Raw genomic sequence first — 20,202 nt, 5'->3', positions numbered from 1 at the left:
ACGCCTTCTCACATATATTTAAATGTACCCATACATTTTAAATAGAGGAGGCGTTTTTTAATGGAGTATTATGATATCTACAGAGATATTTCAGAAAGAACCAATGGAGACATTTATTTGGGCGTAGTAGGTCCAGTACGTACAGGTAAATCTACATTCATTAAGCGTTTTATGGAAGCACTTGTTATTCCTAACATTGAAAATGAACATAGCAAAGGGCGTGCACAAGATGAATTGCCACAAAGTGGAGACGGTAAGGTCATTACAACGACAGAGCCTAAATTTATTCCTAATGAAGCTGTGAATATTAAAATTGGTGGCGACTTTGATGTAAATGTACGCCTTATCGATTGTGTAGGCTATATGATTCCAGAAGCAGAAGGACATATGTATAATAACGTGCCACGTATGGTTAAAACACCTTGGTTCGAAGAAGAAATCCCATTTATGCAAGCAGCAGAAATTGGAACCAAGAAAGTTATTAATAACCATTCAACAATAGGTGTTGTTGTAACTACAGATGGTAGCTTTACACAAATTCCAAGAAATAATTACATAGAGGCTGAAGAACGTGCGATTAATGAACTTAAAAAGATAGGAAAGCCTTTTATTGTGATCTATAATACAAAGAGACCTTATGCACCAGAAGTATTAGAAGAAACGGCTAACCTATCTAGAGAATATGATGTGCCAGTTCTTCCTATCGATGTTGCTCAAATGAAAGTAGAGGATATTAATAATTTACTTGAAAAAGTACTTTATGAGTTCCCACTGAATGAGGTTCAATTCATGCTTCCTAAATGGATTGAAACTTTAGAAAATGAACATTGGCTCAAAAAGCAATGGGTAGATTATATTAAAGAAGTAATTTATCCATTAGAAAATATTCGTCAAATTAAGCAGAGCCTAGAGCAATTTAAAGATCTAGATTTTATTAAAAATGTTTATTTGGAAAAGATTCGTTTAGGTGAAGGCGTTGTTAAAATTGATGTCAACACAACAGATGATTTATTTTATCGTGTACTTTCTGAAACAACAGGTATGGAAATTAATGGTGATCATGAACTTATGACGCTTATTAAAGATTTAGCAGATACAAAACGTGAATATGATAAAGTTGCTTATGCACTTAATGAAGTTAAACAAAAAGGTTATGGTGTTGTAGCACCTGTATTTGATGAACTTACATTAGAACAACCTGAAATTGTGAAACAAGGTAATAGTTTTGGTGTGAAACTTAAAGCAAGTGCACCAAGTTACCACATTATTAAAGCCAATATCCAAACAGAAGTTTCTCCAACAGTGGGTACGGAGAAACAAAGTGAGGATCTTATCAATTACATGATGAGTGAATTTGAAACAGATCCAACAAAAATTTGGGATTCTAACATTTTTGGTAAGACACTTCATGAACTTGTTAATGAAGGTTTACAAAACAAACTTTATCGTATGCCAGAGGATGCACAAACTAAACTTCAAGATACCCTTCAAAAAATTATTAATGAGGGGAATGGCGGTCTTATTTGCATTCTTTTATAAGACGACTTTTAAAGGCACATTGTGCCTTTTTTTTATTTGTATCTTCCGATGCTTGCAAGATTAAACAATCCATTATATGATACTATTAAAGAAAATATTGGAAGTGAGCAGATGAAAAAAACAAAAGGAAAAAATGAAAACAAAAAAACAAAAAAGTCTTCCGCTAATGGCTATTCCAATAGTACGGGAGCTTATAATTTAGATGATTATCGCAGTAAGAAGCGTAATTACTATAATCCTTATGGAAGTGATACACAAGATTATTCTACCCCTTCTAATCCTTATCGTAAGCAATATAATACCAAAGCCAATCAGTCTAGTACTAATAAGAGTAAAAGGACAACGGAATCAAGGGCACCTCAAAGAGGTTATACAAACCCTTATGAGGATCGCTATACACCAAGACAAAATACAAAAAGTAGTAATACTTCATATGGGTATCCTTCATCCTATAGTGAGAGAGGGGTTAATAATCCTTATGAAAGAGAGTATGGGGAGCAATATACATATCAAGGGGTAGAGACGAAGACACCTGAACAACGTAAGGCAGAGTTACGTAGTAAAAATAAGATAACACGTAAAGAAGCCCAACAAAATACTAAGAGACGTAAAAAACGTATGGTTAAGAAAATGGCAATGATTATGGTACTTGTCATGTTTATGAGTTATGGCGTTGTACGTGCAATTGACTTTTTTGTTTATCCATCCGTTTCGTATCAAACAGTACAACGTGGGGTAATAGATAATTCAAATCTTTATAGTGGGATTATTTTTAGAGATGAAGCAGTTTATGAAAGTACTAAGACAGGTGATATTCATTACATAGTAGGAGAAAGTGAAAAGGTTGCAAAAGACGGTAGTATTTGTTTAGTTGCAAAAAGCTCCGAAATTGATGCATTAAAAAAACAGCTTTATGCAATTGACGATACACTTTATAGCAAACAAGATAAAAGAAGTGAACTTTCGTATTATCAACCTGATGTGAAGCAAGTCAATGACACACTAAAAGCTGAAATGGCTAATTTTGTGGATAGCAAGTATTGGGAAAATCCTAAAAGTGTCTATACACTACGTCAGTCTTTAGATAAAACTATTGAAGAGCGTACAGCACTTTACGTTCAAGATGAATCAAAAACAACGGAAGGGATTAAGGGCGCTCGTACAGAGGTATTAGAAAGCCTAAAAAATAATCAATCAGCCCTTAAAGCACCTGAAGCAGGTATTGTATCTTATGGTCTAGACGGCTATGAAGCAAATTTAACTGAAGAAGTATTAGAAAATATGACTCTTGAAAACTATAAAACACTCCAAAACAGTGTCAAACAATCTGAAGTTACCATAGCACCGTTACAAACAGAAGCAAATACACCACTTTATAAGATTATTCGTAGTGATAAATGGAAAGTAGTCACTTATATTGATAGCGAAGATGCATTAAGTCTAGAACAAGGTAAATATTATGAACTTTATTTTGACAATACTAAACGTGATCATGTACGTTTTAAATTAGAAAGTAAAGAAGAAGGTGAAAAGACAAAACTGGTATTTAGTGCAAATGAATACTTAGTCGACTTCTTAAATAATAGACAAGTTTCGTTTAGTATTGGACAAAATAGAGCAGAAGGGGTAAAAATACCGATTAAAGCAATTGTTGAAAAAAATATTTTATCTATTCCAAAAGAGTATGTTGTAGAACAAGGCTCTGAAAAGGGTATTTTAAAAGTACAAGGGCAAACAAGCGTATTTACACCTATGCGTATTCAATATGATGATGAGAAAAATGTTTATATTATGCAACAAATTGAACAATTACAAGGTGTAGGATTAGGAACAGTTATAGCTCATCCTGAAGGAGGAAGCCAATATACCGTTTCTGAGCTTGAAACAGTACAAGGGGTATACACCGTTAATGGACAGTTTGCTCAGTTTAAACGTATTGCTATTCAAATGGTAAATGAAGAGTATGCTATTTTAAGTAGTGGAAAAGAAAATAAACTTAAAGAATTTGATCAAATTATTTCTAATCCAAAAAACATAAAAGAAGATCAGCTTCTTAAGTATATGAATGTTCAAAATGAATAGATAGGTGATGAGATGAAACAAGCATTAGAAAATATAGAAAGCCGTATGGCGCAAAGTGCTATTAAAAGTGGTAGAAAACCAGAAGATGTAACACTGATTGCAGTTTCAAAGACATATCCAGTAGAAGCCATTGAGCAAGCTTATGCATTAGGCTGTAAAGACTTTGGAGAAAATAAAGTTCAAGAGTTAATGAGTAAGATAAAAAACATACAAAATCCCATTGAATGGCACCTTATAGGGCATTTGCAACGTAATAAAGTAAAATACGTGGTTGGGCATGTATCTCTTATTCACTCTGTAGATAGTTTAAGATTAGCCAAGGAGATTCAAAAAGAATCATTGAAAAAGGATGTATTGACGTCTATCTTATTAGAAGTAAATGTAGCGAAAGAAGAATCTAAGCACGGTATTTATATGGATGAAGTATTAGAACTTGTTCACGAAATTTCTAAAATGTCACATGTAAGACTTAAAGGATTTATGACGGTAGCACCTTATACCCAGAACCCAGAGGAAAATAGGTCAATCTTTAGACTGCTTTATAACTTATCAGTTGACATCCAAAAACAAAACATTGATAATATAAGTACAAGTATATTATCGATGGGTATGAGTAATGATTATGAAATCGCTATCGAAGAAGGGGCTACCCATGTCCGTATTGGTACCGCTCTCTTCGGTACACGCGATTACAATAGATAAAAAATATTCATCAAATTAGGAGGCGTATGCGATGAAAGCAATAATGACTAGAATGAAGGACATTCTCTTCTCTAATGAAGACTTTGAAGATGAAGAAGATGAATTCGAAGAAACACAACCTATGCAACAAGAACCTATTCAACCAAGACCAAGACCAGCATCAACTTTAAACATGCCACAGATGCAACCAAGACTAGCACCTGTGACGCCTGCACCAACACAGGCATCAACTAAAGAGAAAATGGAAATATTAAATTTTACAATGTCTGCTTATGAAATGACAGGTGAAGTAGCAACTTATATTAAAAATAGAAAACCAATCATTGTAAATATGAAAAATCTTACACCAGGGGAAGTACAAAGAGCAGTAGACTATTTAACGGGTGCATGCTTTGCACTAAATGGTACAGTAGAATGCATTACAGATCAAATTTATATTTTTGCACCTGAAAGCGTTAATATTACGCCAGAAGTAATTAAGCAAAAAAACATGTGGCCAACAGCATAAGCCATTAGACTAAAGGATTACTAAAATGAATTGGATGAATATAGCGGATCAAGATGAAAAACATTTCTTAAAGATGGTAATCGAATACAATGAAAAGGCAAGTAGGCAGTATCGTATGCTGTCTACCCCTTTTTATAATCGTGACTGGATGGAAGAAGTGTTAAATCGCTACCATCTTCTGACGCAGCTAGAATCGTATACTTTTTTAGGGGGCTATGAATACGCAGAACGACAAGTACTTGCCTTTGGTTATGAGGAAACTTATATGGAATGCCCAATACGCGCATTAAAAATTACTGTCAAAACAGGTATTGGTAAACCATTAAGTCATCGTGACTTTTTAGGGGCTTTATTGGGGTTAGGGATTAAAAGAGAAACAATAGGTGATATTATCCCAACAGATTTTGGGGCTTATGTCATTGTGCAAGAAGAAATGAGTGATTTTATTGGTACATACCTAACAGGAATAGGAAGATATCAAAAAATTACAGTAGAAGAAATAACTTTCGAAGAAATGCAAATTGAATCCCCTAAGACAAAAGCTGTTACAGGAACAGTACCATCATTAAGAGTCGATGCAATTTTTGCATTAGCTTTTGGTGTATCACGTAGTGAAGTAGTAAAATTGCTTGAACAAGAACGTGGAAAAGTAAACGGTATGAGTGTTCGAGGGAGCCAGCTTATGAAAGTAGGCGATACAGGAACGTTAAGAGGATATGGGAAAATGCGATTATCTGCTATAAATGGTTATACCAAAAAAGAACGTATGCATCTTACCATAGAAAAATTTATATAGGGGGAATCCGTAAATATGTTATCACCAGTTGATATTCAAAATAAAGAATTTAAAAAAGCTAAAATGGGTGGCTATAATATAGCAGAAGTTAACGAGTTTTTAGATGAGGTATTAGAAGGCTATCAACAGCTTACAAAGGAAAACTATGAACTTAAAGATAAGTTAAATATGCTTAATGAAAATATACAATATTATCGTACAATGGAAGCTACAATCCAAAATGCTTTAGTTCTAGCAGAAAAAACTGCACAAGATACAAAAACTTTAGCTTACGAAAAAGCTGATCAAATTAAAAAAGAAGCAGAACAAAAAGCTGAGAGTACCCTTGAACAAGCAAAACAAGATATTTATGCTTTAAGTAATAAGCGAGAAGAACTTAAAAAACAATTTTTAGCTATGAAAGTTCAAATCAAACAAATGCTTCAAGCACAACTTGAAATTTTAGAGCAACAAAATATTACAATGATGACAGATGAGATCAGTTCACCTATAAAATATGAAAGAACAGCAGATGAAGAAGCTGCAGCGACAAGTGAAGATGATGATACTTTCTTCACAAAAGAATTTACCCTTTTAAGTGATGAGGCTTAAGTATGAAGCAATTACAAAAGACGGCGACAAGGCCGTATCACATCATTGTAACAACTGATTTTAACAAACTTAAAGAATCCATTTGTGAAGTTGTAAAACCAAGTAGCATTATGGTGATTACAGACACACATGTTGGACCATTATATTTAGAGGAAGTATGTAAGCAACTCGAAACAATTGCACCTGTCTTTTCACATCAATTTGAAGCAGGCGAACAATCTAAGCACCTTGGAACAATAACCAAGATTTATGATAAGCTTATTGAATGTGAAATGGATAGAAGTAGTCTTATTGTAGCATTAGGTGGTGGTGTTGTAGGGGACATGAGTGGATTTGTAGCTTCAAGCTATATGAGAGGTATTCCGTTTGTACAGATTCCTACAACAATCGTTGCGCAAAATGATAGTAGCATAGGAGGCAAAGTAGGCGTTGATTATTTAAAACATAAAAACATGGTTGGTGCATTTTATCAGCCAGTACTTGTTTATACTAATTTATCTACTTTAAGAACTTTGCCTGAAAGAGAGATGATTTCAGGTTTAGCTGAAGTTTTAAAGCATGCTCTTATCAAAAATAAAGCTTTATATGATTATCTTAACGATAAAAAGGATAAAATATTGGAACAAGACTTAGTGGCTTTAGAAGAAATGACCTATTATTCTTGTCTTGTAAAATGTAGTGTAGTGGAAGAAGATACAAAAGAACTTGGACTAAGGAAAATTCTCAACTTTGGACATACGTTAGGACATGCTTTAGAGACTGTGTCTGACTTTACCATTTTACATGGAGAATGTGTTGCTTACGGTATAGTAGCAGCAAGTTTTATAAGTTATAAACGTGGTTTATGTACTCAAGAGACATTAGAAAACGTTACAAACCTATGTAAAAGCTATCATCTTCTTCAACCTGTCATGCCATTTGACATAAAAGAAGTCCTTCATCATGTGCTCTTTGATAAGAAGAAAGCTTATGGGAAAGTAGCATTTATTTTAATAAATGACATAGGTGCAGTTGAAATTGTTAAAGATGTTACAGAAGATGAAATGCAACAATCACTTATATATATCCAAGAAACGTGCCAGTAAGCACGTTTTTCTTATGAGGAAGAGAAAGGAAGAACTCGAATGAAATTTATTACACCTATTAGTATTGCATTGTTAGTTTTATTAGACCAAATAACAAAAATCTGGACGGTAAACCACTTCCAAAATACCGGTGCTGAAAATATTGTTTTATGGCCAGGTGTATTAGAACTGACTTATGTTGAAAATAGAGGTGCGGCCTTTGGTATGATGCAAGGGAAAGTATGGCTCTTTGTGCTGATTACAGCAGCTGTATTAGGCGTTATTTTATGGTATTGGCGTTCTATACCGGAAAATAAGTCAGGAGTATGGATGAAAATCGCACTTGTTTTAGTTGTAAGTGGAGCCATTGGGAATTTAATTGATCGTGTATTTATTCATTATGTACGTGATATGATTTATTTCTCATTAATTGATTTCCCTGTCTTTAATGTGGCAGATATGTGTGTTGTAGGTGGCGTAATCTTACTCTTCCCAATTCTTTTATTTGGAGAACTTGAACTTGAGGATACGAAAAAAGTAAACAACGAGGATTAGACATCATGAATGAAGAAATCATTTTAAACGTAGAAGAAGCAGGGCTTAGACTTGATAAATATTTAGATGAGCAGTTAGCGGACTATACAAGATCTTTTTTACAAAAACAAATAGAAGAAGGTCGTGTTACTGTCAATGGGAAAGTACAACCCGCAAGATATAAGGTGAAGCAAGGTGATGAGCTACTTGTTATAATTCCAGAGCCAGTAGAAGTGGATATTGTAGCAGAGAATATCCCAATAGATATTGTTTATGAGGATGATGACATTATTATTGTTAATAAACCTCAAGATATGGTTGTACATCCTGCACCAGGAAACTATACAGGAACATTGGTAAATGCTTTGCTATATCATTGTAAGGATGGGCTTTCAGGTATAAATGGTGAGATTCGACCAGGAATTGTTCACCGTATAGATAAAGATACATCGGGTATATTAATGATTGCTAAAAATGATAAAGCGCATCTAATGCTTTCTAATTTATTAAAAGACCATCATATTACAAGACGTTATCATGCGATTGTCTATGGTAACTTCAAGGAGACAGAAGGCACCATAGAAAAGCCAATAGGAAGGTCTCCTAAAGATCGAAAGAAGATGGCTATTGTACAAGATGGGCGTTATGCTAAAACTCACTATCGTGTAATTGAACAGTTTAAACAGTTTGCTTATGTAGAGTTAACCCTCTATACAGGGAGAACGCATCAAATACGTGTCCATATGACCAGTATAGGGCATCCCCTTTTAGGAGACCCTGTTTATGGGCCTAGTAAAATGATGTGGGGAATTGAGGGACAAATGCTACATGCTAAGGTATTAGGATTTGAACATCCGACTACAGGAGAATATGTAGAATTTACAAGTGAGTTACCAGAACTATTTAGTACAACCCTTGACAAACTTAGAAAGATGTGATAGCCTGTTAAAGATGAAGTCCTTTAAGAGTAGTCCGGGAGGCTAACAAGGATGTACTGATCGGTTTTTATAAGTTTATTAAAATAGCGTAGTGTTACGTTATTTTGGTCATGTATATCTACAAGGTTTCTTATGGACGATTCCATAAGAAACCTTTTTTTATGCCCAATATGAAAAATGAGGAGGAAGAAGATGGTTCATAAAATTTTGTTAGATGAAACAGCAATGAATCGTGCGTTAACACGTATTGCACATGAAATTATTGAAGCCAATAAAGGTGCAAAAGATATTATTCTTGTTGGAATTGAAACAAGAGGTGTACCACTTGCATACAGATTGGCAGAAAAGATTAAACAAATTGAAGAGGTAGATGTACCAGTAGAAAAAATTAATATTGCCTTTTACAGAGATGATTTAGAAAAAAAATATGCACAACCTGTAACAGGTGAAAGTAATGTACATGATATTAACGATAAAACAGTCATCTTAGTGGATGATGTTATTTACACAGGGCGTACAGTACGTGCAGCTATGGACGCAGTTATGGATCTTGGAAGACCAAGTTATATTAAACTTGCTACGCTTATTGACCGTGGTCATCGTGAACTTCCAATAAGACCAGATTTTATAGGTAAAAATATTCCTACATCTAAAAAAGAAATTGTACATGTACGTTTACAAGAAATAGATGGGGAGAATTACGTTTTACTAGAAACAAAATAATATTTTATTTAATGGAGGGGTAAAAATGGAGATGGAAAATATTACGACAGGGAAGAAGTTAGTATTAGGTTTACAACATGTCCTTGCAATGTTTGGTGCGACAGTTCTTGTACCTATGTTGACAGGATTAAATCCAGGGCTTGCAATATTAGCAGCTGGTATTGGAACACTTGTGTTTCACTCAGTAACAAAAGGTATTGTACCTGTATTTTTAGGATCAAGCTTTGCATTTATCAGTGCAATTAGTTTAATACTTTCTCAATACGGTATTGGCGTTGTAAAAACAGGAATTATTGCAACAGGATTAGTTTATATCATGATGGCAGGTGTGATTAAATTAGTAGGCGTAGAAAAGGTTAAATCTTTCTTCCCTCCAATTGTAGTAGGTCCGATGATTATGGTTATTGGTTTAAGATTAAGCCCTACAGCGATTAATATGCTTCGTGTAGATGGAACAGATGCAAATCTCTTAGCAAATTTACCAGCAGGAATACCTGCAGACTTACCAATAGAGGTTATTCGTAGTATGCCTATTACATTACCTTTAGACTTCAATAAAGTATTGGTAGCACTTCTTGTAGTGGCAGTCGTTATTGCTATTTCAATTTGGGCACGTGGTTTCTTTAAAATGATTCCAATCCTCATAGCTGTTGTATTAGGTTATGTAGTATGTTTAGCGATGGGAATGGTAGATACTCAACCTATTATGGATGCAAGTTGGATTGGCTTATCAGAAGCAGCCATGAGTGATTTAACAACTTTACCTGCTTTTAATGCAGATGCGCTTGCAGGGATTTTAGCTATTGCACCGATTGCATTAGTTGTATTTATTGAGCATATTGGTGATATCACAACAAATGGTGCTGTAGTAGGTAAAGACTTCTTTGAAAATCCAGGTGTACATCGTACACTTTTAGGTGATGGTTTAGCGACAATCGTAGCAGCACTACTTGGTGGTCCTGCTAATACAACATATGGAGAAAATACAGGTGTACTTGCAGTAACAAAAGTATACGATCCAAAAATTATTCGTATTGCAGCATGTTTTGCAATAGTACTTAGTTTATGTGGTAAGTTTACAGCAATTGTACAAACTATTCCAGGTGCTGTTATGGGTGGTATTAGTATTGTACTCTTCGGAATGATTGCAGCAGTAGGTGTACGCACTGTAGTTGAAGAGCAATTAGATTTTAAACATAGCCGTAACTTGCTTATTGCAGCTGTAATCTTTGTAGTAGGAATTGGTGTATCAGATGTTCCAGTTTGGGGTACTATTACAATTTCTGGTCTTGCAGTAGCAGCTTTATTAGGTGTTGTTCTTAATAAGCTTTTACCACAAGATTTATAGGAGAATGTTATACTAAAGTAAAAATAGTGTTATACTAGGTAGGAAGATGGACTTCCTACCTTTTTTATATGATAAATATATTTAAATATTAAGACAAAAGGGAAGAGAAATATAGAAGTATAGCGTTTTATGATGAAAGTAATAGGGATGAATAAAATTTTCAGCACATAAAGAAAGGGATGATCAATATGAAAGCTGAGATTTTGGCAGTAGGGAATGAAGTGATTACAGGACACACTGTAAATACAAATGCCAGCTTTATTGCAAGTAAACTTCAAGACTATGGCATTTTGACAAGTTATCATACAGCGGTAGGAGATTCAAAGGAAGATATTGAACGTGCTTTAGAAACTGCATTGAAGCGCACAGATGCTATTTTTATAATAGGTGGTTTAGGGCCTACAAAAGATGACTTAACAAAAGAGGTCGTATGTGAATACTTAAGGAAGCCACTCGTATTTTATGAAGAGATTTATAAAGATATCACTGAGTATTTTGCAAGAACAGAGCGTACAACACCAGAGAATAACCGTAAACAAGCTTACTTCCCTAAAGATGCTTATATATTAAACAATGATTGTGGAACGGCCCCAGGGTGTCTAATGGAGTCAGAAGGGAAAATAGTTGTGCTCTTACCAGGTCCTCCTAAAGAGCTTATGCCTATGTTTAATAATGAAGTGTACCCGTATTTAGAACAAAAGATGGATGGGGTATACTATACTTTGGATATTAAATGCTTTGGAATTGGTGAAAGTCATCTAGCCGAACAAATAAGTGATCTATTAGGCGAATTTGAAGACTTAGTTGTGGCACCTTATGTAGGTAAGTTAGAAATCATATTACGTATAAGAGCCTATAAAAAGACCTATCAAGAAGCTTATGAAGCAGTAGAAGAAATGAAAAATAAAATAGAGTCCCGTTTAAAATCTCATATAGTTGGTTATAATGATGAAGAAATTGAAGAAATTATTTTGAAGATAATTAAAGACAAGCATTTAACTTTATCTACGGCGGAATCTTGTACAGGAGGGCTTTTAGCTGGCACATTAGTCAACTGTAGTGGAATCTCTAGCTACTTCAAAGAAGGCGTAGTGACTTATAGTAATGAAGCTAAGATGAAATATTTAGGTGTAAAAAAGGAGACACTTAGTCAGTATGGTGCAGTAAGCCATGAGACAGCTAGGGAAATGGCAGAAGGTGTTAGAAAGGCAGCTCAAGTAGATATTGGACTATCTACAACGGGGATTGCAGGGCCAGATGGTGGTACTATGGAGAAGCCTGTAGGGCTTGTATATATAGGGATTGCATTACCAGATGAAACCCTAACCTATGAGCTTAGATTGGAAGGGGATAGACAGGAAATAAGAAATAAAGCAGTCAAACATATTTTACAAAGGTTGCTAGAAAAACTTCATAATTAGACTTGCTATTTGAATGGAACTTAGGTATAATGATGTAAAGAACAAATGTTCGATATGATGAAGAGGTGAGATGATGAATAACGAATCAAAAAAAGCATTAGATGCTGCGATTTCTCAAATACAAAAACAATTTGGAAAAGGCTCAATTATGAAGCTTGGGGAAGCTACAGAAACGAGTGTTTCTACATTCCCGACTGGATCATTAAGTTTAGATATCGCATTAGGTGTTGGGGGAGTACCACGTGGAAGAATTATCGAGGTTTATGGACCTGAATCATCAGGTAAAACAACAGTAACCCTACACATGATTGCAGAAGTACAAAAAATGGGTGGTATTGCAGCATTTATCGATGCTGAGCATGCACTTGACCCTGCCTATGCTAAAAAACTTGGTGTAGATATTAATGAATTATATATTTCACAACCAGACAATGGTGAACAAGCTCTTGAAATTGCCGAGACAATGGTACGCTCTGGTGCAATTGACCTTGTAATCGTAGACTCTGTAGCAGCACTTGTACCACGTGCTGAAATTGAAGGGGATATGGGGGACTCACATATGGGTCTTCAAGCAAGATTGATGTCACAAGCGCTTAGAAAGCTTACAGGAGTTGTTAATAAATCAAAATGTACAGTTGTATTTATCAACCAGTTACGTGAAAAAGTAGGTATTACATTTGGTAGTAACGAAACAACAACAGGTGGACGTGCACTTAAATTCTATGCTTCTGTTCGTTTAGATGTAAGAAAGATTGAAACACTTAAACAAAGCAATGAATTTATAGGAAGTCGTACACGTGTAAAAGTTGTTAAAAATAAAGTAGCACCACCTTTCCAACAAGCAGAATTTGATATTATGTATGGTGAAGGTATTTCTAAAGAAGGTGATGTACTAGACCTTGCAGCAAATATCGATATCGTTAATAAAAGCGGTGCATGGTATTCATATGGAGACGTTCGTTTAGGACAAGGGCGTGAAAATGCCAAAGTATTCTTAAAAGAAAATCCAGCTTTATTAGAAGAAATTGAATTGGCTGTACGTAATCACTATGGTGTGAATAAAGCACAGTCAGAAGTGCCAGTAGAGGATTTAGAAGACACAGAAGATATGATGCTTGATTTTGAAGAGTAAGAAAAAGGTTCTAACATCTCATATAGGATGTTAGAACCTTTTTCTATTGTAAGATGTGCTATGCTTATGTTACATAACAGGTGAAGTATTTTAAAGGGGTGTAAGAGCATAAAAAATATACTTTTAAATAGCGTAAAGGAATGATGAAGGTCTCACAAATAATAGTGAAATAACTTGTGTATTTGGCAGTGTACACTAATGCTGTGGAATGGTATCTAAGTAATATCTAGATAGATGGCTGGTTGATAAAATAGGGTGTGAGGCTTTTGAATAGGAAGGCTATAGGATATACTTAAATGACGTTTAAAAATAAAAGAAAGTGGGCATGATTAAAAAGTGGATATAAAATATGAAATTACAGCAATAGAACCACAGAAAAAAGATCCAGACCGTTCTTCGGTTTATATAAATGGAGAATTTTCTTTTGGTGCAAGTAATAAAGCAGTTGAACGGTATGGACTTGTAGCAGGAATGGTATTGGATAATGCGGGTTATGAGGCTTTAATGTCTAAACTTCAATTAGATAAGGCTAAAATGCGTGCACTTAACAGCATAGCAAGAGGCGATAAGACAGAGCAACAAATGCGTATGTTACTATTAAAAGCCGAATATAGCGAATGGATTATCGAAGAAGTTATAAGCTTCCTCAAAAAATATAGCTATATTAATGATGAAAATTTTGTCAAGCGTTATATGAATTCAAAAGTAAAATATAATCATAAAAGTTTGAGAAAAGTACAGTCAGAACTTTATAGTAAAGGTATTGTTGTTAGTGATCTTGAAACATACAAAGAGAAGTATGCAGAAGAAGAAGAAGAGAACATTTTATACTTTTTAAATAAGTTTAAGTATAGTTCTGAACTTGAATATAAAGACAAACAAAAAATTATTAATCGTATTTTGACACGTGGTTTTTCTTACAGTGCAGTAGAACGTTGCATTCGACGTCAAAATGAGGGGCTGTTTGACTAATGCCAATGCTTGACAGTGATTTTAAAAAGTTATACAATTATGTTGTTATTTGCACGTTTTTAGCACAAAAATAGGGAGGTGGTCATATCATAAATAATGTTTCCGTAATCACAGTGATTATGGTCGTACTGATTAGTATTGTAGTTGGAATATTATGCTTTGCAGCAGGCATTCTTTATAGAAAACGTATCGCAGAAGCGCAAATTGGTTCAGCAGAAGAAAAAGCGCGAAAAGTCATAGATGATGCTATAAAGACTGGGGAAGCTAAAAAGAGAGAAATGCTTTTAGAAGCAAAAGAAGAGAATATTAAAGTTAAAAATGAATTAGACAAAGAAGTAAAAGAACGTAGAAGTGAATTGCATCAGCTAGAGAGACGTTTAGTACAAAAAGAAGAAGTACTTGATAAAAAATCTAATCAATTTGAACAGAAAGAAGAACAGCTTCAAGTGAGATTAGATAAAATTGAAAAAACTAAGCTACAAATTGAAGAAATTGAGAGAAAGCAGTTAGATGAACTAGAACGTATTTCAGGACTTACATCAGAGGCTGCAAAACAATATCTTCTTAAGACCATCGAAGATGAAGTAAAACATGAGTCAGCACTTCTTATTAAAGAAGTTGAAGCAAAAACAAAAATGGAAGCTGACAAAAAGGCAAAAGAAATCCTTACGAATGCTATTCAAAAGTGTGCAGCAGACCATGTTGTGGATACAACAGTATCCGTTGTTCCATTACCTAATGATGAGATGAAAGGACGTATTATTGGTCGTGAAGGTCGTAATATTCGTACTTTAGAAACATTAACAGGTATTGATCTTATTATTGATGATACACCAGAAGCGGTTATTTTATCAGGATTTGATCCAATCCGTCGTGAGATTGCAAGGATTGCCCTTGAAAAACTCATTGTAGATGGACGTATCCATCCAGCACGTATTGAAGAAATGGTAGAAAAAGCACGTAAAGAAGTTGAGGTCCTTATTCGCGAAGAAGGGGAAGCAGCTACATTTGAAACAGGGGTACATGGGCTTCATCCAGAACTTATTCGTTTACTTGGTAAGATGAAGTTCAGGACAAGTTATGGACAAAATGTACTTAGACATTCTATTGAAGTTTCAAACTTAGCAGGTCTTATTGCAGGAGAATTAGGTTTAGATATTCGCCTTGCAAAACGTGCTGGTTTACTTCATGATATAGGTAAATCTGTTGACTATGAAGTAGAAGGTTCACATGTAAGCATTGGTGCAAACCTTTGCCGTAAATATGGTGAAAATGCAGTGGTTATTAATGCTGTTGAAGCACATCATGGTGATGTAGATCAAGAAACAGCTATTGCAGTTATTGTACAAGCTGCAGATACTATTTCTGCTGCACGTCCAGGCGCACGTCGTGAAACTTTAGAAACATACATTAAACGTTTACAAAAACTTGAAGAAATTGCAACGTCATTTAAAGGTGTTGATAAATCCTTTGCAATTCAAGCAGGTCGTGAAGTGCGTATTATGGTTGTTCCTGAAGAGGTAGATGACGAAGGACTTGTACTTCTAGCAAGAGAAGTTACAAAACAGATCGAAAAGGATCTTGAATATCCAGGTCAAATAAAAGTAAGCATCATAAGAGAGACGCGTGCAACAGAGTACGCAAAATAAAAGAAGAGGTGTCTAGTGACACCTCTTCTTTTATTTATTTAAGTATCTACATAAAAATGAATCCATTATACATTTTTATTGCACAGAATAAACAAAAATAAAAAGAAACATACGATAAGCTTGTTTACTTAAGTTAAGAATCATTAAAGTTGAAATAAAAGATTAAGCATATAGAACAAAAAAAAGATTAATGAATAAAATAATATTAAGCTACTAAATGAAAGATTAAAAATGAATCTTGCAAAAGTCAGACAAATAAATTATAATGATACTAATATTTCAAAAACTAAGTGGAGGATGATAGTATGATTTCTAGATTAGCAAGTAGTATAGCACCTTCTTCGACATTAGCCATTACAGCTAAAGCTAATGCTATGAAGGCTGAAGGAATAGATGTTGTAGGATTTGGTGCAGGTGAACCGGATTTTGATACACCAGATTATATTAAAGAGGCAGCAATTCGTGCCATTGAAGAAGGATTTACGAAATATACACCTGCATCAGGAATCATAAGTTTAAGAAAGGCCATTGCTCATAAATTGCAGGTTGAAAATAATGTAAGTTATACACCAGAACAAATTGTGGTTAATAATGGAGCAAAACATTCTTTGGTGAATACTTTTATGGCCATATTAAATCCTGGAGATGAAGTGCTTATACCTGCACCATTTTGGTTGAGCTATCCAGAAATGATTAAGATGGCTTACGGAGAACCTAAAATAGTTTATACACTTCAAGAAGAAGGCTATAAGTTAAAGCCAGAGGCACTAGAAGCTGCAATAGGTCCTAATACTCGAGCTATTGTTTTAAATTCTCCTTCAAATCCAACAGGGGTTGTATATACAAGAGAAGAAATTAAAGCTATTGCTGAAATGGCTGTTAAACATGACTTATGGATTGTTTCAGATGAAATCTATGAATATTTAGTTTATGATGGTGCTGAGCATACATGTATTGCTTCACTATCAGATGAAATTTATAAACATACTATTACGATAAATGGTTTATCAAAAAGCCATGCAATGACAGGGTGGAGAATAGGTTATATTGCAGCACCTCTTGAAGTTGCAAAAGCTGCGGGGAATATTCAGAGTCATGCAACATCTAACCCCAACTCTATTGCGCAAAAAGCAGCAGAAGCAGCCCTTGATTTAAGTCAAGACTTTGCTAGAAACATGGTAAAGGTATTTGAAGAAAGATGTAAATTAATGTATGAAGGGTTAAATGAAATTGAAGGTTTTAATTTGATTAAACCACAAGGTGCATTCTATTGTTTTATTAATATATCTAAGCTTTATGGCAAACAGTATAATGGTGAAGTCATTCAAACAGCTGCAGACTTTGCTAGAGTGATTTTAGAAGCAGAAAATGTTGCAGTAGTACCTTGTCAAGATTTTGGAGCGCCAGACTGTATTAGGCTTTCTTATGCCATTAAAGAAGAGGCGATCATAAAAGGTCTTGATCGTATCAAAAAATTTGTAGAGTGTATGGAATAAATAAAAGAGGAAGCCAGTTCAAAATGGCTTCCTCTTTTATTGTAAGAAAATAGTTTAAGGTAAGTTGTTATAGAGTGATGATTTGGTGGCAAAATAGATAGAGATGTTTAAGGTAAAATTTAAAAAGTGAACAAAAACTAAAAAAATAAATAAAAGGTTCGAATTTTATTGAGTTTCATGTAAATATTCATTATAATATAAGTGAATGAGACGCAATGAGCGTATGAAAGAGAGGAAGAAGCATATGAGAGATACTTATCAAAGTCCTTTAGCAGGTCGCTATGCAAGTCGCGAAATGCTTTATTTATTTTCTGAGGATAAAAAATTTAAAACATGGCGTAAATTATGGGTGACTCTTGCAGAAACAGAAAAAGAGTTAGGTCTAGCAATTACAGATGAACAGCTTGAAGAAATGAAACGTTATATGGATACCATTAACTACGATGTTGCAGATGCATGGGAGAAAAAAGTGCGTCATGATGTAATGGCTCATGTGCATGCTTATGGAGAACAAGCTACAAGTGCGATGCCTATTATACATTTAGGTGCAACAAGCTGTTATGTAGGCGATAATACAGATTTGATTATTATGTATGAAGCTTTAGAACTTTTACGTACTAAAGTTTTAAATGTAATGGAGAAACTTACACAATTTGCACTTAAATATAAAGACCTTCCAACTTTAGGGTTTACACATTTCCAACCAGCTCAGCTTACAACAGTAGGTAAGAGAGCTACTTTATGGCTTCAAGAGCTTTGGTTAGATTTAGAAGAAATAGATCATCTTTTAGCTGGGAAACGACTTAGAGGCGCAAAAGGTACAACAGGTACTCAAGCAACTTTCCTTAATTTATTTGAAGGAGATTATAGCAAAGTTAAAGAACTAGATAAGCGTATTGCGAATAAATTAGGTTATGAAGAAGTATTTCCTGTAACAGGTCAAACTTATACAAGAAAAATAGATAGTCAAATTTTAAATGTTCTTAGTCAAATTGCTCAGTCAGCTTATAAATTTAGTAATGATATTCGTTTACTTCAAAATTTAAAAGAAGTAGAAGAACCTTTCGAAAAAAATCAAATAGGTTCTTCAGCAATGGCATACAAACGTAATCCAATGCGTAGTGAACGTATAAGTGCACTAGCGCGCTTTGTAATCTGTGATGCACTTAATCCAGCGATTACATCTTCAACACAATGGTTTGAAAGAACACTAGACGATAGTGCGAATAAACGTCTTGCTGTATCTGAAGCCTTTTTAGCAATCGATGCTATTTTAGAAACTTATATGAATGTAGCAGATGGAATGGTTGTTTATCCAAAAGTTATTGAAACACGTATTTTAAGTGAGCTTCCATTTATGGCAACAGAAGTAATCTTAATGGAAGGTGTAAAACGTGGGGGTGACCGCCAAGAACTTCATGAAAAAATTCGTGTACTTTCTATGGAAGCGGCTAAAGAAGTAAAAGAACATGGTAGACCAAATGATTTAATTGAACGTATTTTAGCAGATGGTACTTTCAAAATGTCAGAAGAAGAACTGCGTGGTATTTTAAAACCAGAGAACTTTATTGGATGTGCAAGCATGCAAGTTGAAGATTTTATTGGTGAAGTGATTCGTCCACTACTTGATGCAAATCAAAATGTACTTGGGCGTGAAGGTGAAGTACGCGTTTAATATGAATTAAATAGTAAGAGCCCTATAACAATACTTGTTATAGGGCTCTTACTATTTGTTTGAGAGAAAAATTATTGATCAGACATAACTTCTTTGATTCCTTTAAAGGTACCTAAGAAGTTAACAGCATCTGATGGAAGAATCAATTTACTTGCATCACCTTCAGCAATTTTTTCTAGTGCTTCCATAGAACGTAGTGCAAGGACTTGGTCATCTACACCAGCATCTTTCATGGCAAGTAGAATCGCCTTTGTACCTTCAGCTTTAGCATTTTGAATTTGAAGAATCGCTTCAGCTTCGCCTTGTGCTTTTAAGATAGATGCCTGGCGTTGGCCTTCTGCTGCATGGATAAGGGCTTCTTTCTCTGCTTCAGCTCGTAAAATAGCAGACTCTTTATTTCCTTCCGCTTCTAAGATAGCAGCAGCTTTTTCACCTTCAGCACGCAGTACCGCTTCTCTTCTTTGGCGTTCAGCACGCATCTGCTTTTCCATAGCATCTTGAATATCTCGAGGAGGGAGGATGTTTTTTAATTCTACACGGTTTACTTTGATTCCCCATTTATCAGTTGCCTCATCAAGAATGGCACGTAGTTTAGTATTGACTACATCACGAGAAGTAAGTGTCTCATCTAAATCTAATTCACCAATAATATTTCTAAGTGTAGTAGCTGTTAAATTTTCGATAGCACTAAGTGGATTGGCAATTTCAAAAATAAAGTTTACAGGATCAGTTACTTTGTAATAAACAACAGTGTCAATTTGCATTGTAACATTATCTTTTGTAATAACAGGCTGAGGTGGGAAATCTAAGACAGACTCTCTCAAATCAACGATCGTATAGATTCTTTCAATAAAAGGTAAAATAAAGTTGACTCCTGTCTCTGCTTTGCGGCTAAACTTCCCGAGTCGCATCACAATGCCTACACTAGATTGTTTGATGATTTTGATAGAACTTAAGGTAATAACTAAAATAAAGAGAACTAAAATAATAAGACCGATCGTTAATGGCATGATTAAACCTCCTAAGAATAGT

Annotated in this window: 18 protein-coding genes; 17 read left to right on the top strand and 1 reads right to left on the bottom strand. The window is 34.6% G+C overall.

Annotation, left to right across the window (positions count from 1 at the left end; all coding sequences use genetic code 11):
- The first annotated feature begins 60 nt into the window (after positions 1 to 60).
- From spoIVA to purB, 17 genes are all read left to right on the top strand, one after another.
- Positions 61 to 1,539 (top strand): stage IV sporulation protein A, encoded by a 1,479-nt coding sequence (gene spoIVA, locus BN2390_RS08685; protein WP_053983960.1) that lies wholly within the window; start codon positions 61 to 63, stop codon positions 1,537 to 1,539.
- A 48-nt stretch (positions 1,540 to 1,587) separates the two neighbouring features.
- On the top strand, positions 1,588 to 3,621 hold the full coding sequence (locus BN2390_RS08680; RefSeq protein ID WP_198524890.1) for a biotin/lipoyl attachment domain-containing protein: 2,034 nt from the start codon (positions 1,588 to 1,590) through the stop codon (positions 3,619 to 3,621).
- Positions 3,622 to 3,633: 12 nt separating this feature from the next.
- Entirely contained in the window at positions 3,634 to 4,323 is a 690-nt protein-coding gene (locus tag BN2390_RS08675) for a YggS family pyridoxal phosphate-dependent enzyme (protein WP_053983958.1), read from the top strand.
- 31 nt (positions 4,324 to 4,354) lie between these two features.
- Positions 4,355 to 4,831 (top strand): cell division protein SepF, encoded by a 477-nt coding sequence (locus BN2390_RS08670; protein WP_053983957.1) that lies wholly within the window; start codon positions 4,355 to 4,357, stop codon positions 4,829 to 4,831.
- A gap of 25 nt (positions 4,832 to 4,856) precedes the next feature.
- Positions 4,857 to 5,627, top strand: coding sequence for a YlmH family RNA-binding protein (locus BN2390_RS08665; RefSeq protein WP_053983956.1), 771 nt, complete (start codon positions 4,857 to 4,859; stop codon positions 5,625 to 5,627).
- Positions 5,628 to 5,642: 15 nt separating this feature from the next.
- On the top strand, positions 5,643 to 6,218 hold the full coding sequence (locus BN2390_RS08660; protein ID WP_053983955.1) for a DivIVA domain-containing protein: 576 nt from the start codon (positions 5,643 to 5,645) through the stop codon (positions 6,216 to 6,218).
- A 2-nt stretch (positions 6,219 to 6,220) separates the two neighbouring features.
- Positions 6,221 to 7,303, top strand: a complete 1,083-nt coding sequence (aroB, locus tag BN2390_RS08655; protein ID WP_053983954.1) for a 3-dehydroquinate synthase — start codon at positions 6,221 to 6,223, stop codon at positions 7,301 to 7,303.
- A 39-nt stretch (positions 7,304 to 7,342) separates the two neighbouring features.
- Positions 7,343 to 7,837 (top strand): signal peptidase II, encoded by a 495-nt coding sequence (lspA, locus tag BN2390_RS08650; protein WP_053983953.1) that lies wholly within the window; start codon positions 7,343 to 7,345, stop codon positions 7,835 to 7,837.
- A gap of 5 nt (positions 7,838 to 7,842) precedes the next feature.
- Entirely contained in the window at positions 7,843 to 8,754 is a 912-nt protein-coding gene (locus BN2390_RS08645) for an RluA family pseudouridine synthase (protein ID WP_053983952.1), read from the top strand.
- A 192-nt stretch (positions 8,755 to 8,946) separates the two neighbouring features.
- Positions 8,947 to 9,477, top strand: a complete 531-nt coding sequence (gene pyrR, locus BN2390_RS08640; protein WP_053983951.1) for a bifunctional pyr operon transcriptional regulator/uracil phosphoribosyltransferase PyrR — start codon at positions 8,947 to 8,949, stop codon at positions 9,475 to 9,477.
- A 25-nt stretch (positions 9,478 to 9,502) separates the two neighbouring features.
- Positions 9,503 to 10,825 (top strand): uracil-xanthine permease family protein, encoded by a 1,323-nt coding sequence (locus BN2390_RS08635; protein WP_198524889.1) that lies wholly within the window; start codon positions 9,503 to 9,505, stop codon positions 10,823 to 10,825.
- A gap of 188 nt (positions 10,826 to 11,013) precedes the next feature.
- Positions 11,014 to 12,246 carry a competence/damage-inducible protein A gene (locus tag BN2390_RS08630; protein WP_053983950.1) on the top strand — a complete coding sequence of 411 codons (1,233 nt, stop codon included), beginning with the start codon at positions 11,014 to 11,016 and terminating at the stop codon, positions 12,244 to 12,246.
- Between the two features lie 70 nt (positions 12,247 to 12,316).
- Positions 12,317 to 13,378: a recombinase RecA gene (gene recA / locus BN2390_RS08625; protein ID WP_053983949.1), complete on the top strand. Its 1,062-nt coding sequence runs from the start codon at positions 12,317 to 12,319 to the stop codon at positions 13,376 to 13,378.
- Between the two features lie 336 nt (positions 13,379 to 13,714).
- Positions 13,715 to 14,350 (top strand): regulatory protein RecX, encoded by a 636-nt coding sequence (locus BN2390_RS08620; protein ID WP_053983948.1) that lies wholly within the window; start codon positions 13,715 to 13,717, stop codon positions 14,348 to 14,350.
- A 119-nt stretch (positions 14,351 to 14,469) separates the two neighbouring features.
- Positions 14,470 to 15,999, top strand: a complete 1,530-nt coding sequence (rny, locus tag BN2390_RS08615; RefSeq protein ID WP_053986291.1) for a ribonuclease Y — start codon at positions 14,470 to 14,472, stop codon at positions 15,997 to 15,999.
- A 305-nt stretch (positions 16,000 to 16,304) separates the two neighbouring features.
- Positions 16,305 to 17,495 carry a pyridoxal phosphate-dependent aminotransferase gene (locus BN2390_RS08610; protein ID WP_053983947.1) on the top strand — a complete coding sequence of 397 codons (1,191 nt, stop codon included), beginning with the start codon at positions 16,305 to 16,307 and terminating at the stop codon, positions 17,493 to 17,495.
- Positions 17,496 to 17,739: 244 nt separating this feature from the next.
- Positions 17,740 to 19,170 carry an adenylosuccinate lyase gene (gene purB / locus BN2390_RS08605; protein WP_053983946.1) on the top strand — a complete coding sequence of 477 codons (1,431 nt, stop codon included), beginning with the start codon at positions 17,740 to 17,742 and terminating at the stop codon, positions 19,168 to 19,170.
- 71 nt (positions 19,171 to 19,241) lie between these two features.
- On the opposite strand, the gene BN2390_RS08600 is transcribed toward purB, so the two are convergent.
- Positions 19,242 to 20,180 (bottom strand): SPFH domain-containing protein, encoded by a 939-nt coding sequence (locus tag BN2390_RS08600; RefSeq protein WP_053983945.1) that lies wholly within the window; start codon positions 20,178 to 20,180, stop codon positions 19,242 to 19,244.
- Between the last annotated feature and the right edge of the window lie 22 nt (positions 20,181 to 20,202).

The organism is Niameybacter massiliensis (assembly GCF_001282685.1).
Taxonomy (GTDB): Bacteria; Bacillota; Clostridia; order Lachnospirales; family Cellulosilyticaceae; genus Holtiella; species Holtiella tumoricola.
This window is presented reverse-complemented; position numbering and strand designations above follow the sequence as displayed.

Coding starts and splice junctions, on each gene's coding strand:
- spoIVA (WP_053983960.1), top strand. CDS start 61: ATGGAGTATTATGATATCTACAGAGATATTTCAGAAAGAACCAATGGA.
- purB (WP_053983946.1), top strand. CDS start 17,740: ATGAGAGATACTTATCAAAGTCCTTTAGCAGGTCGCTATGCAAGTCGC.
- BN2390_RS08665 (WP_053983956.1), top strand. CDS start 4,857: ATGAATTGGATGAATATAGCGGATCAAGATGAAAAACATTTCTTAAAG.
- lspA (WP_053983953.1), top strand. CDS start 7,343: ATGAAATTTATTACACCTATTAGTATTGCATTGTTAGTTTTATTAGAC.
- BN2390_RS08635 (WP_198524889.1), top strand. CDS start 9,503: ATGGAGATGGAAAATATTACGACAGGGAAGAAGTTAGTATTAGGTTTA.
- BN2390_RS08675 (WP_053983958.1), top strand. CDS start 3,634: ATGAAACAAGCATTAGAAAATATAGAAAGCCGTATGGCGCAAAGTGCT.
- BN2390_RS08610 (WP_053983947.1), top strand. CDS start 16,305: ATGATTTCTAGATTAGCAAGTAGTATAGCACCTTCTTCGACATTAGCC.
- BN2390_RS08660 (WP_053983955.1), top strand. CDS start 5,643: ATGTTATCACCAGTTGATATTCAAAATAAAGAATTTAAAAAAGCTAAA.
- BN2390_RS08600 (WP_053983945.1), bottom strand. CDS start 20,180: ATGCCATTAACGATCGGTCTTATTATTTTAGTTCTCTTTATTTTAGTT.
- pyrR (WP_053983951.1), top strand. CDS start 8,947: ATGGTTCATAAAATTTTGTTAGATGAAACAGCAATGAATCGTGCGTTA.
- BN2390_RS08670 (WP_053983957.1), top strand. CDS start 4,355: ATGAAAGCAATAATGACTAGAATGAAGGACATTCTCTTCTCTAATGAA.
- aroB (WP_053983954.1), top strand. CDS start 6,221: ATGAAGCAATTACAAAAGACGGCGACAAGGCCGTATCACATCATTGTA.
- recA (WP_053983949.1), top strand. CDS start 12,317: ATGATGAATAACGAATCAAAAAAAGCATTAGATGCTGCGATTTCTCAA.
- BN2390_RS08645 (WP_053983952.1), top strand. CDS start 7,843: ATGAATGAAGAAATCATTTTAAACGTAGAAGAAGCAGGGCTTAGACTT.
- rny (WP_053986291.1), top strand. CDS start 14,470: ATGGTCGTACTGATTAGTATTGTAGTTGGAATATTATGCTTTGCAGCA.
- BN2390_RS08680 (WP_198524890.1), top strand. CDS start 1,588: ATGCTTGCAAGATTAAACAATCCATTATATGATACTATTAAAGAAAAT.
- BN2390_RS08630 (WP_053983950.1), top strand. CDS start 11,014: ATGAAAGCTGAGATTTTGGCAGTAGGGAATGAAGTGATTACAGGACAC.